The organism is Streptomyces sp. NPDC002787 (assembly GCF_053592095.1).
The window spans coordinates 294035-307058 of sequence record NZ_JBSFVC010000001.1 but is presented as its reverse complement, the minus strand read 5'-3'; the positions used below and the strand labels follow the sequence as shown (position 1 = coordinate 307058).

Here is a 13024-nt window from a genome sequence, read left to right as displayed (position 1 = left end):
CCACCTACACGAACTCGGCTCTGAACTTTCGGAGTTCGGCGGTTTCGGACATGCAGCCGACCCGGCAAAACCATGCCGATCCGATCCGCGCCGTCAACGGCAGCACGGTGACGGGCTGCCGAAGAAACAGAGCATCCGCATCGGAACGATTTTCGCAATGGACGGCGGCTGCTCATCATCGTTTGCCAGTCTCGGTCCGCCGCACCGGATTCCGGCGCGGCGTGCGAACCGAGCAACTGGAGAACACACCCCCCATGTCCCACGCAGCCAAGAGCAGAAGACCGTCCCGCCTCGCCAAGGCCGCGCTCGTCGCGGGCAGCGCCGCCGCGCTGGCCGTCGGCCTGTCGAGCAGCGCGTTCGCCGCGGCCCCGGAGGCCCTGCCCGGCCAGGCTTCCGCCTTCCAGGACAAGTACCAGCCGCTCTTCGACTACGACAGCGACGGCTGCTTCCCCTCGTCGGCCGTCGGCCCCGACGGGCGGCTCAACCGCGGCCTGAGCCCGTCCGGGAACCCCGGCGGGGACTGCCGGTACGTCGGCGGCGCCAACACCTACGTCCGGACCGCGTGCGACCCCAACTGGTGCGCGTACGTCTCGCCCTGTACTTCGAGAAGGACCAGGGCCGCTTCTCCGGGCACCGCCACGACTGGGAGGCCGTCGTGGTCTGGCAGGCGCGCGGTGACGAGGAGCCCTCCTACGTGGCCGCCTCCGCGCACGGCCAGTACGACACCAAGCCGTTCAATCGGATCGAGCGCTCCGGCAACCGCGCAAAGATCGTCTACCACCGGGACGAGCCGGGTACGCACGCCTTCCGCTTCGCGAAGTCGGGCGAGGCCCCTGAGGTCGTCAAGAACTGGGACCGGCCGACGCTGGTTGCCATGGACCGGCTCAGGAACACCAACGGCACGGCCTTCAACGCGCTGTGGGACGCCACCTGGGGCAGCGCCAACTTCCCTCTCCAGGACCGGGACGGCCGCTTCATGACCACGCTCGACCGGGCCAAGCCGTCCCAGATCAGCTCATTCATGCCTAACCTCGGCCTCTGAGCGAACCCAGCAGAGGCGGCCACCACTGGCCGGGCGGTGGCCGCCTCTGCCGACGCCGGGCGACCGGCCGGCCTGCCCGGCCGGTCGCGGTCATCCGAGCGACGCCGCGTCGCCGCAGAACCGGCGGTACGGAGCGTCCGGCACGTAGGTGTGCCACTGGGCCCGGGTCAGGCCGGCGCCTCCCGTACGAGCGCAGACCTCGGTGACCGCCCGCTCGGGATCGACGACGTACCGCTGCAGCGGGACGCGCGGGCTGCCCGCGTAGAGGGTGGCGCCGTCGGGGGCGAAGGCCAGGGCGCCGACCTCATCACCCGGGACGAGGTCGTGTCCGCCGACCCGTCCCGACGGCAGGCGCGCGACGCGGCCGTCGGGACGGGTCAACCGTCCGTCGGGGCGGACTGCCAGATGGCTGCCGGCCATGCCGGGGAGCACCGCCGTCCTGGGTGGTGGTCGGTGTCACACCTCGTCGCTCGGCTTCCCGACCGGCGGGACACGGGCGGCGTACAGGGTGCCGCCGCCGGGTCCGAGGGTGACGGAGACGACCGCTGGGCCTGCCAGGTCCAGCGTGCTCCCGGTACGGCCTCGGTCCAGGTTCCCAGACCCTGAACCGCTGGGCGTCGGCGTCCCGGCCGGGCGCGGAGACGCCGTACGCGAACGCCCTGCCGTCGGGGCTGAACGCCATCAGGGGCACGGTGTCCCCGGTGCGACCGGTGCGGCGGGGTCGCGGAAGACAGGGACAGGCACCGACGGCAGGGTGCGCAACAGGTGTCCGTCATCGGTGGCGCGCAGGTGGAACAGGTAGCGGGTGCCGGACCGCTCGGCGGTGACATACCGGGGCGATCATGCCGCCCCCCGATGCCGGCGATCAGGGGGCCGGCCGGAGGGTGAGCCCGCCGACCGGCATGCCGCCGCTTCAGGAGGAGATCGAACGCGTCCGGCAGGGCCGGTTCCTCATCGACCGAAGCGCCTGGTCCGGGATGGGGTTACCGGCCCCGCCGTGATCACCGCGTCGCGAGGGCGGGGGCAGTGCCGGTTTTCACCTCGGCTGAGGTCAGGTGCCGATCGGGTTCCAGCCGTCGGTGCCGGCCAGGTACTTCTTGGCGGTGTAGTCGGCCGCCTCGATGTCGGTCAACTTTGGTGCGTTCGGGCCCGTACCGGCTCCGGGGCCGAAGTTGCGGTACTCCCTGAAACGGCCGAACAGCCGCCAGGGCTGGTCGGGAAGCATGTCGACCCAGGGCTGCGCGGTCGCGACGCCCGACCCGATCTCGCAGCCCCGCACCACTGCCTGGGGCCATGCCTCCTCGGTGTTGCTCCACGGTCGGCCGAGATGCATCGTGCCGGTCTGCACACCGGCGGTGGTGATCGTGCAGCTGTCGATCAGGATTCCGTACTTCTTGGAGCCGTCGGTGTTCGGCGCCAGCACCGTGCCGCCGGGCCACGGGAGCATCTGGATCTTGGACAGGGAGATCACCGCGGTGGCGTTGCCGAAGATGAAGTCCACGTCGCCCCGGATGAAGCAGCCGATGAAGAGCTGCCGGGCCTGGGTCGTGGGCGTCTCTCCCTTGACGAGCAGGGTGTCCTGATGGCTCATGATCGAGACGTTGTCGTACACCTGCCGGTCACCCATGGCGGCCACCGCGACGGCCTGGGTATCGAACGGGCCGATCTCAGGGTGGGCCTTGCGGTCGAACGTGTTCTGGATCGTGAGATTTTTGACGGTCAGGTCGGGTGCCCTGAAGGTGGCCACCGCGCTGCCCTGGGTGCCGTACTTCATTCCGGTGTCTGGGTTGATCATCCCGTGGCACCTGGTGTTGTGGATGACGACATCCTCGCGGTTGCCGGTGAGGCTCTCAATCGTCAGCCACCTCTTCTCCTTCCCGACGCTGATGATCTCGTGGTAGACGCCCTTGTCGATGATGATTCTGCTCTCGGCGGAGTCGTTGGAGCCCACCACCCTGTTGTGGCCCACCATGTCGATCGCGTCCTGCACTGTCGTGTGGTCGGCGAAGCCGTCGTGCGCGACGTAGAACGTTGATCTCTCGAGAAGCTCGTCCCTGCGGTGAACGGAGCCGCGGCCCGAGTGGTGCGCCATCATCAGGCCCAGCAACGCCGTGGGGTAATGGCTACGGCTCCCCACGTTCACAGCCAGCCAATCGAAAAACTGCCTGCTGAGGTCAAGCCAGCTGTTGTGCTGTTCAGCGTGCTGCGCGGTGACGGTGTACGGCTGACCGTTACCGAAGGCCGTCGCGGTCGCAGCCGCTTGATCCCGGAACCGAGATCCTTCGGCGAGCACAACGATGATCCGCAGGAGCGACTGCGCCACGTCCCTGACAGAACTCCCGGCGCCGTCCAGAAGGACCAGTACGGCGTGGTTGAGGTTGGCGGGAGTGATCTGCATGCCCTCGCGGGAAATACCAGCGGCCTGCGGCCGCTCCAGCGCGGTGTAGGTCGCCAGCCCCTCGTGCCGGGGGTCCACGTTCTTGTCGGCGCCCTGGCGGATGGCACCCGGCAGGTTCACGCCGGCCTCCAGTGTGAAGAAGTTGCCGAGGACCACTCCACCGGCACCGTCCTCGATCCCCTGGCGCCATCCCAGAATGTAGGCGTCCGACCGGCGCATGAATATCCGGATGAAATCAGGCCTGCCCTCGGCGTGCAGATCAACAGTGGTGAATTGGCCCGCTCCGTTCTCATCGGTGACCCAGACGGGGCGGACACCCTCTGCCGCGAGCCTGTGGCCGACGCTCACAAGACTTTGAATTCTCCTGATCACGTTCACGTAGCCCGTCTTGGCCTCAGCGGGCTCATTGCTGATGCGCCAGGTGGCGTTCGCGCCGGGCGCGGCGGCGGCGCGGGGGGCGATGGCAACCCCCAAGCCGGTAGCCAGAAGGCTGGTGGCCCCCACGGCCGTCGAGGCGGCGAGAAATGATCTTCTGGGGAGTCCATCCCGTGTCGTGCTCGTCACATGAGTTCCTTTTGTTGTCAGTGGCCCATTGATGGGATCGCAATATGCGGAGATTCCGGCCTTGACGGTGCGCCGGCGGTAATCCACCGCCCTCGGGCACGTACCGCCCCAGCCACACGCACTGCCGGCGTGCCTGACCGGCTGCCACTTCCGGGTGCCGCGTGCGGCGCGGCACCCGGAGACGGCGACGTCAGTTCATCGTCGAACCGATGGTGGTGCTGCCGGTCGTCAGGAAGGTCGTCGCGGGCAGGGAGCCGTCCGCCTTGCGGGGGCCGTGCGCCGTGGTCGCGTCGGTGCTCACGAAGGCCGGGGTGGCGATCCCGCTGTCCCAGTTGTTGCCGGCGGAGACCGTGTGGGGGCCCAGTTGTGCCTTGCCCGTGCTGTTGCCCACGGCCAGGTTCCTCGACAGGCGGGCCGCGGACTGCTCGAAGTAGAAGCCCGACTGCTGGTTGGCGTAGGCGGTGTTGCGGTTCAGGTTGATCGCGCCCGGGTTGCTGTTCTCGGTGAAGCCGTGCAGCGTGTTGTCCCAGGCGGCGTTGTTGTTGACCACATGCGCCGCGCTGGCCCCACCGCCGCCCAGCTTGAAGCCGTTGCCGTTGCCCTCGAAGGCGGGGTCGTTCCAGCGGTTCCTGCCGTTGCCGAAGGCCCAGGTGTGCTCGATGGTCACCGGCGAGGAGAACTGCCACATGTCCATGCCGTCGTCGGCGTTGTTGAACAGCCGGGCGCCGGTGACCTTGTTGCCGGTGCCGGAGCCGAACTTGATGGCGAGGCCGTCCGCGTTCTGCCCGTGGTTGGCCGCGTCGTAGTTGTCGTACGTGTCCAGGTTCTGGATCAGGTTGTCGGTGGTGCCGTCGCCGCGCAGGGTGAAGCCGGAGTCGCCGTTGCCGTTGGTGGTGAGGTTCTTGAAGATCCCGCCGACGGAGGAGGTCGCGACGAAACCCTGGGCGGGCGCGTGCTGGAACCGGATGTTGGAGACGGTCCAGTAGTCGCCGTACAGCCCGACCAGCCAGGAGCCGGCGGGCAGCTTCGAGCCGTCGACCCGCACCTGCTCCGAGCCGTACGCGGTGAGCGTGATCCGGTTGGTGGCGGTGCCGTTCGAGGTGGACACCAGGGTGGCGCTGGGGGTGTAGGTGCCGCCGCGCACCTGGATGGTGGTCCCCGCCGTGGCGCTCTTGAAGGCGCTCTCCAACTGGGCGGTGGTGGAGACCACGACGGTGGTGGAGGCCGCGGCATCGCCGGCCGAGGCGGACAGGAAGGTGCCCGCCACTCCCGGCACCACGGCGATCGCCATGGCGGTTCTCAGGGCACGGCTACCGCCGTGGCGCTTCGCGCTCTTTCCCACGGCGGCTTCGTTTTCGGAGGTCGGTGCGGGCTTGGCCGCCTTGTTGTGCTTCATGCCCGCAAGGGTCGGCGCGGGGTCTGCCCCAGGGCCATGGGTACTTGTACGGGCCCGGGCCCCGCCCGGGCCCGGGTATTTCTACGGGGTTGTCCCACGGGTGGGCGGCTGGTTCGCTGTCCACCAGGACGCGATCCTGGCGCGGCAGCTGAAGCCCAGCTTGGCCAGGATGTTCTCGACGTGGCCGTCGACGGTGCGCGGGGAGCGTTTGAGGGCGGAGGCGATCTGACGGTTGCTCATGCCCTTGGCGACCAGCGCGGCCACTTCCCGCTCCCGGGGGGTCAAGGGGCTCGGGGCGGGGTCGGTGGTGGCCGGCTCGAGTTCGGTGCGCAGGGCGGTAGCGATGGCTTCGTCGGGGCCACGGTGGCTGCCGCCGCCCGCGAGGGCCTTCTCGTACGCTGCCGGGCCCAGGGCTCGTACGACGTCCTCCTCGCACCGGGCGTGCTGCTCCACCATGTGCGGGCCGAACACCGAGATGGGGGTGTCGATGTCCCGCCACAGGACACGCGCGGCCCCCAGCAGCCGTGCCGCCTCCTCGTGACCGCCGCGGGCGGCGGTGATCCAGGCAAGCTGCTCCAGCATCAACGCGACTCTGACGTAGTCGTTGAAGCCGTGCTCGTTCTCCAGCGCGGTCCGGATCAGGGCCGCGGCCTCCGTCAGGTCGCGATGGATCCAGGCGTCATAGCCGAGTGTCCACAGCGCATGTGCGCGGACCAGCCGCTCACCCTGTGCCTCGGCGGCGACGACCGCACGTCTGCAGTTCTCCGTCGCGTGCGGGTCCCCGATGTGGGACTGGGCGGTGCCCAACTGGAGTAACGCGTACACCAGGCCGATCTCCTCGCCCGTCTCCGTGTGGGCGGCCACCGCCGCCTCGAAGAGGGACATGGCCTCCTCCATCCGGCCGCAGAACATCGCCGACGTGCCGCGCAGGCTCTTCACGTGCGCGCACACCACCGGGTCGTCCAGCCGCTCGCCCAGCTCATCGGCCTCGTCCAACCACCGGCCGGCCGCCGCGTGATCGCGCTGCAGCACCGCCACCCAGGCGACCACCCACAGTGCCCTGGCCCGGGCCGGGGTCGGCTCCGGCGCGTCGGCGAGCGCCCGGTCGAGCCAGCGGCGCCCCTCGCCGAGGAATCCGCCCTCGCCCCAGTGGAAGCGCAGCGCGGCGGCCAGCGCCAGGGTGGCCTGCGGGTCGCCGCCACACTCCAGTGCCATGCGCAGATTGGCGTGCTCGGCACGCAGCCGGAGCAGGCTTTCCCGCTGGCCGGGGCCGTACCAGCCGTCGGCGACGTGCTCGGCGAGGGCCAGGTAGAAGTCCCGGTGCCGTCGCAGCATCCGCTGCTCCTGGCCGGACTCGGCGAGCCGCTCCCGCCCGTACTGGCGGACGGTCTCCAGCAGCCGATAGCGTGGCAGGCCCTCGCGCTGGGTGGGCAGCACGACGGACTGGACGACCAATTGGTCGAGGAGATCCAGCACATCCTCCCGGCCGATTCCGTCCCCCGCGCATACGGCCTCGGCGGCGTCCAGGCAGAAGTCGTCGGCGAAGACCGACAGCCGGCTCCACAGCAGCCGCTCGGCAGGAGTGCACAGCTCGTGGCTCCAGTCGATCAACGCGCGTAGGGTCCGCTGGCGCGGCCGGGCGGTCCGGCTGCCGGTGGCGAGCAGCCTGAAGCGGTCTTTCAGCCGGTTCACCGCCTGTTCGACGGTGAGGGTCCGCAGCCGGGACGCGGCCAGCTCGATGGCCAGCGGCAGCCCGTCCAGGTCCTCGCACAGCCGAAGGACCTGGGCACGGTTGTCGTCGGTGACCTGGAACCCCGGACGCACGGCGGAAGTCCGGTCCCGCAGCAGTTCCACCGCGTCGTCCGGCGCCAGCGGAGCGACGGTGAAGACGTGCTCGCCGAAGATGCCCAGCGTCCGGCGGCTCGTCGCCAGGATGCACAGCCCGGGGGAGGCTGCCAGCAGCGCCTGCGCCAACTCGGCGCAGGCGTCGACGAGGTGCTCGCAGTTGTCCAGCACGATCAGCGGACCGCGGTGGCTCAGATAGCCGGCGAGCTGGTCGGTGATCGGTCTGGCGCCCAGGTCCGGCACCCCGAGCGCGGTCGCCGTGGCATTCGCCGCCAGTGACGGGTCCCGCACCGGCGCCAGATCCACCAGCCACACCCCGTCCGCGAAGTCCGTCGCCGACGCGGCGGCCACCTCCAGCGCCAGCCGTGTCTTGCCCACCCCGCCCAGACCGGTGAGCGTCAGCAGCCGCGTCGTCCTCAGACGGCGGCGGATCTCGACGAGGTCCCGGCGCCTGCCCACAAACGTGGTGAGGGGTGCGGGGAGGTTCCCCACGTCTGATGTCAGGGTGGTCACGTTCCTTCTCACTTCGCTGAGTGTATTGATGACGCTGCACGGCTGACGTGACGCTGCACGGCTGACGGCACCGGCCCGCACGCTGCCTTGGCTAAGAAGTGCAAGTGCCCAGGAGTGCGAGCTGCGCGCACACCGTGAGGTTGGCCTTCCTGTGGTGAAGGAAGATCGCGGCGAACTCTCGGATCGTCGCGCTGGGCTAACTTCGGTGGTCGGTGGGTTGGTTGACGGGGCACCAGTGGTGCCGGTGCCCCGGCGGGTGGGCCGTCACTCGTCGCGCGGGCCCGACCGGACCGTGACCGACTTCAGCAGGGGGCGGCTGAGAGCGCTCGCCGCCAGCAGTCCCGCGACGCCGAGGCCGAAGCAAGCGGCGAGCAGGGCGATGCCCCCGAGGTCGAGGGAGGAGGAGCCGCCGCCGAGGATGGTGAGCGGGGCCGCGGTGAAGAGGCCGGTGAGGACGGCACCGCCCGCCAGTACGGCCACGGGGATGAGGGTCTCCTTGCGGCGGGCCTCGTCCAGGATCCGCAGCGGGGTGCCGGCGAGCCGGAGCAGGCCGTAGGTGCGGCGGCGGTCCAGGACGGAGGAGGCCGCGGTGATGCCCGCGGAGGCGATCGCGGTCACGAAGGTGAGGCCCAGGACGACGCGGGTGGCGGTGGAGAAGTCCCGCGCGAACAGCTTGTCGGACCAGTCGACGTCGGTGCCGGTGACCGGGTACTGGCCGGGCACGAGGGACGTCAGTGCGGTGCGGGCGCGGTCCAGGTTCTCGGTGTCGCCGAGCACCGTGACCGTGACCTGGACGCTGTTCTCGCCGCCGCCGACGGCGACCCAGTCGGTGTCGCTGCCCACGGTGGCGGTGACCTGAGCGTCCTTCAGGCGCTGCCGCGCCTCGTGCTGGACCGCGGTCACCTGGCTCTTGGGCACAGCCACGGCGAGGGTGTTCGGGCTTCCCCAGGGGGACCCGCCGACGACGCCGAAGAGGGCGAAGAACCCGGCCACGAATCCGGCGAGGGCGAGCCCGGAGACCGTACGCCAGGCGCTCTTGGGGTCGTCCAGCATGCGGCGCCCGGCGAGCAGGGTCGCGGGGGTCGTGGCTCTGGCGCTGACGACGCGGCCCAGGATGCCGACCACCCACGGGCCGATCACGGACAGCGCGAGGAAGACGACGGCGAAGAACACCAGGATGCCGTTGACCTCGTCCTTCTTCTCGTCGGTGAACCACGCGTAGCCGACGATCACCGCGACGAAGACCAGCGCCCGCAGCACGCTCATCCGGGGCGCCTGCGAGCGACGCGCCACGCCCAGCGGCCCGACCACGACCTGACGCAGTCCGGCCAGCGCGCTGACGACGACCGTCGCGACGACACCGGCGAGTACGGCGAGCAGAACCGGCAGTCCGACCCACAGGTCGGCGACGTACCAGGTGCCGCCCGCCACGGGCACCCGGGCGGCGGCCGGCAGCAGCAACGCGTATCCGACGGCGCCCAGCAGCGCGCCCGCCGCGCCGGTGAGGACGGCCTCGGCGGCGGTCATCCCGGCGATACGGCCGGGGGTGGCGCCGATCAGCCGCAGCGCGGCGAGGCGTTGGTCGCGGCGGGAGACCGACAGGCGGGCGGAGGAGGCGCCCAGGACCAGCAGCGGGATGACGACGAGGATGGTGGCGATCTTGGCGAGGGCAACGTAACCTCCGCCGATTCCGTACAGCAGGGGGCGACCGGTGAAGTCGGCGACGCGGGTGGGCGTCACGGTGTCGTCAGGGCGGCGCGGGTCGGCCTCGCGCGGGGCGGTGACGGCGGTGTCGGTCGGCTTGTGGCCGACGACGGCGACCAGTTCGCCGGGGTGGGCCAGTGCCGCCCGGCCGAGGGTGCCGGCCGGGGTGCCGGGCACGGGGTGCCGGTCGGCAGGCAGCCGGTGGAGCAGGTCGGCGAGAGCGGGTGAGACCCACGTTTCGCCCGGCTTGGGGAGACGGGGCATGCCGGGCGGGGCCGGGGCCTTCCTGCCCGGCAGTTGCGCGACATCGACGACGGTGACCGGGGTGCCGCCGCTGAAGGTGGTGCCGACCGCCTCGACAGCGACCGGGGCCGAGGAGCGTACGGGGTTGCGCCAGTCGATGTGGTCGGCGCGCTGCTGGAAGCCGAGGTTCGCGGCCACGCAGATGAGCAGGAGTGCGGTGCTGATGGCGGCCGCCGCGACGGCCAAGCCGGTGGCGAGCAGACCGGTGCGGCCGCCGGCGCGGGTCAGGCGCCAGGTCAGGGTCCAGGTGGTGCGGTCCAGTGCCCTCATCGGGCCCCGTGCTCTCATCGGGCTCAGTGCCCTCATCGGTCGTACCTCGCGTCCGCGTCACCGGACGTGTGTCCGGCCGTGCGCCAGACGGCGAGGCCCGCCGCCTCCGCAGCGTGGGCGGTCACGTCGCCGACCGCGGCCTCCGCATACGTCCGGCCGGCCTCGCTCAGGCGTCCGTCGCGGACGCGGACGGTGCGGTCGCAGTAGCCCGCCACGTTCGCGTCGTGCGTGACCACGACGAGCGCGGCTCCCTGACTGCGGGTGATCGCGACCAGCAGGCCGATGACCTCCATGCCCGTGGACTGGTCGAGCGCACCGGTCGGCTCGTCGGCGAAGATCACCTGCGGGCCGCCGACCAGCGCACGGGCGATGGCCACCCGCTGTGCCTGGCCGCCGGACAGCTGTCCCGGCCGCCGGTCCTCCTTGCCCGACAGTCCCAGCGGCGCGAACCACTCCCGCGCCTTCGCGACCGCGTGGCGGCGCGGCATGCCGCCCAGCATCAGGGGCAGGGCCACGTTCTCGTCGGCGGGCAGCTCCGGCAGCAGCTGGCCGGACTGGAAGACGAAACCGAAACGGGTCCGGCGCAGTTCACTGCGCTCCGGCTCGCCCAGCTGGTCCACACGCTCCCCGGCCAGCAGCACCTGGCCCTCGTCGGGCCGTTCGATTCCGGCCAGGCAGTGCAGCAAGGTGGACTTGCCCGAACCGGACGGTCCCATGACCGCCAGCGACTCGCCCGCCGAGACGGACACGTCGACACCGGCCAGGGCGCGCATCAGGCCGTAGGACTTGGTCAGACCGATGCCGGCCAAGACCGGGGAGGCGGTCGTCGTACGGTGCGAGGTCATCGGGCCACGTCCACGGTGACGATGGCGCACAGGACGAAGCACAGCCCGGCGAGCGCCGCCAGGGCGTAGTCGAGAACGGTGAGGATCTGCATGCCGTCGACGATCCCGCTGCGGCACACTGCGCGTCCTCGGCCTCCGGGCCGGTACGGGGCACCCGGCATCGGCCTGCAGGCCGACCCGCACGTCGGCCGTTCGTCCGTACCCTTTCGGCGTGGAACCCGATACTCCGCTCCCCCCGGCCGCCCGGCGCGCCATCACGGTCTCCCTCTGCGGGGGGCTGGCCCTGGTGTGGCTGCTCGACATCGCGACCCACTACGACCCGCAGCACCGGTGGTCGAGCTGGCTGTACCTTGTCGCCGGCCCGCTCGCCGCCGCCACGCTGCTCTTCCCCGCCCGCCGGCCGAGTCCCGAATGGCGGGCCGGCGCCGCCGCGCTCGGCTCCTTGGCCCTGACCGCGGGCATGCGTCTGTTTGCCCAGCTCAACGCGTACGGTACCTGGGGGATGCTGGAAACGGTCGCCCTGCTCGTGCTGCTCACCCGGACCGCGCGGCGGGTAAGGCGGCCTGCCACCGCTGTGGCGCTGTCGGCGGCGCTGGCTGTCGCGGTGATCGCCTTGCCACTTCGCGGGGACATACGTGACTACTTCGGATACTCCTTCGTCCTGACCTTCGCGGTCAGTGGGGCCGTCGGCCTGGCCTGCTACCTGCGGCTGCTGGACGCCCGCCGGGCCCGGGCCATGGACGCCGTACGCCACAACGAACGCCTCGAACTCGCCCGTGACCTGCACGACTTCGTCGCCCACCACGTCACCGGCATCATCGTGCACGCCAACGCCGCGCTGATGATTCAGGAGACCTCGCCGGAGCAGGTCAAGCCCCTGCTGGAGGGCATCTCCCGGGCCGGCGGCGAGACCCTGGACTCCATGCGCCGCCTGGTGCGGGTCCTGCGCGAGGAGGACCACGAGGCCGCGCGCCCGGGCGAGCTGCTGACCGAGCTGGACCGCCTGGTCGGCGCGTTCGCCGGACACGGCACCGACGCGAGGCTGGACGTCGGGGACGCGGTGCGCGGGGTCCGGCTGGCCCCGGAGGTGGAGACCTCCGTCCACCGCGTGGTGCAGGAGGCGCTGACGAACGTGCGCCGCCACGCCTCCGGCGCGGACGTGGCCGTCCGCCTCGACCTCGCCCGGCAATCCGGTGCTGATCGGCTACGGGTGGAGGTGCGCAACACGGCACCGACGGCCCGCGTCACCGCCCCGACAGGCGGCCGGGGCGGCTTCGGCCTGGTGGGCCTGCGCGAACGCGTCGAAGCCGTGGAAGGCACCCTCACCAGCGGCCGGACGGCGGACGGCGGCTGGAGCGTGAGCGCCGCCTTCCCGGTCCTGCCGGCTGTGGAAGGATCACCCGCATGAACGGCTCCGAAGCTTCGAACGGGGCGGGCACGACCCGCACACGAGTGCTGATCGCGGACGACCAGGAGATGGTCCGCACCGGTTTCCGACTGATCCTCGGCACCCAGCCCGACTTCGAGGTCATCGGCGAGGCCGCCGACGGCGCCGAGTGCGTCGAACTCGCCCGCCGCCTGCGCCCGGATGTGTGCCTGGTCGACATCCGCATGCCCAAGCTGGACGGCTTGGAGGTCACCCGCGCCCTGGCCGGACCGGGTGTGACCGACCCGATGCGCGTCGTCGTCGTGACCACCTTCGACCAGGACGACTACGCCTACACCGCCCTGCGCAACGGCGCCTGTGGCTTCCTGTTGAAGGACGCCGGATCCACCCTCCTGATCGAGGCCGTACGATCCGCCGCCCGCGGCGACGCCCTGGTCTCCCCCGCCGTCACCGTCCGCCTCCTCAAGCACCTCGCCGGACAGCAGCCCGCACCAGCCACCCCGCATCCGCTCTCCGAGCGGGAAACGGACGTCGTACGCCTGCTCGCGGTGGGCCGCACCAACCAGGAGATCTGCGACGAGCTGTACCTGTCCCTGGGCACCGTCAAGACCCACCTGGCCAACATCAAGGACAAGCTGGGCGTCCGCAATCGCGTCGAGATCGCCGCGTGGGCCTGGGACACCGGCCGCGTACGCGACCGCCAGGCACCGTCTGCCTGACCGGTCCGCTTCGGCCTGCGGGCCGACCACGGGCAGCC

10 protein-coding genes and 1 pseudogene are annotated in these 13024 nt (G+C 71.1%); 4 read left to right on the top strand and 7 right to left on the bottom strand.

Features of this window, described 5'->3' with window-relative positions:
* Positions 1-50: 50 nt before the first annotated feature.
* Positions 51-527, top strand: a pseudogene (locus ACWD26_RS01245) (NPP1 family protein); the annotation flags it as partial.
* Between the two features lie 35 nt (positions 528-562).
* Positions 563-1042 carry an NPP1 family protein gene (locus tag ACWD26_RS01240; RefSeq protein ID WP_451264907.1) on the top strand — a complete coding sequence of 160 codons (480 nt, stop codon included), beginning with the start codon at positions 563-565 and terminating at the stop codon, positions 1040-1042.
* A gap of 90 nt (positions 1043-1132) precedes the next feature.
* Here ACWD26_RS01240 and ACWD26_RS01235 read toward each other — a convergent pair whose 3' ends face one another.
* The 7 genes from ACWD26_RS01235 to ACWD26_RS01205 all read right to left on the bottom strand — a co-directional run bounded on the left by ACWD26_RS01235 (position 1133) and on the right by ACWD26_RS01205 (position 10999).
* A complete protein-coding gene (locus ACWD26_RS01235; protein ID WP_451264905.1) occupies positions 1133-1462 on the bottom strand; it encodes a hypothetical protein in 330 nt (109 codons plus the stop codon).
* 631 nt (positions 1463-2093) lie between these two features.
* The gene (locus ACWD26_RS01230) at positions 2094-4004 is read right to left on the bottom strand and encodes a pectinesterase family protein (RefSeq protein WP_451264903.1); all 1911 of its coding nucleotides are present in this window, start codon (positions 4002-4004) and stop codon (positions 2094-2096) included.
* Between the two features lie 190 nt (positions 4005-4194).
* Positions 4195-5295 carry a right-handed parallel beta-helix repeat-containing protein gene (locus tag ACWD26_RS01225; RefSeq protein ID WP_451265261.1) on the bottom strand — a complete coding sequence of 367 codons (1101 nt, stop codon included), beginning with the start codon at positions 5293-5295 and terminating at the stop codon, positions 4195-4197.
* 186 nt (positions 5296-5481) lie between these two features.
* Positions 5482-7770 carry an ATP-binding protein gene (locus tag ACWD26_RS01220; protein WP_451264901.1) on the bottom strand — a complete coding sequence of 763 codons (2289 nt, stop codon included), beginning with the start codon at positions 7768-7770 and terminating at the stop codon, positions 5482-5484.
* A gap of 252 nt (positions 7771-8022) precedes the next feature.
* Positions 8023-10035: an FtsX-like permease family protein gene (locus ACWD26_RS01215; RefSeq protein ID WP_451264899.1), complete on the bottom strand. Its 2013-nt coding sequence runs from the start codon at positions 10033-10035 to the stop codon at positions 8023-8025.
* A 32-nt stretch (positions 10036-10067) separates the two neighbouring features.
* Positions 10068-10880, bottom strand: a complete 813-nt coding sequence (locus ACWD26_RS01210; protein WP_451264897.1) for an ABC transporter ATP-binding protein — start codon at positions 10878-10880, stop codon at positions 10068-10070.
* Positions 10877-10999, bottom strand: coding sequence for a hypothetical protein (locus tag ACWD26_RS01205; protein ID WP_451264895.1), 123 nt, complete (start codon positions 10997-10999; stop codon positions 10877-10879). The genes ACWD26_RS01210 and ACWD26_RS01205 overlap by 4 nt, the downstream gene beginning before the upstream one ends.
* Positions 11000-11091: 92 nt before the next feature.
* Between ACWD26_RS01205 and ACWD26_RS01200 the strand changes: the two genes are divergently transcribed.
* Positions 11092-12288, top strand: coding sequence for a sensor histidine kinase (locus tag ACWD26_RS01200; protein ID WP_451264893.1), 1197 nt, complete (start codon positions 11092-11094; stop codon positions 12286-12288).
* A complete protein-coding gene (locus ACWD26_RS01195) occupies positions 12285-12986 on the top strand; it encodes a response regulator (RefSeq protein ID WP_451264891.1) in 702 nt (233 codons plus the stop codon). Before ACWD26_RS01200 ends, ACWD26_RS01195 begins: the two co-directional genes overlap by 4 nt.
* Positions 12987-13024: the final 38 nt, after the last annotated feature.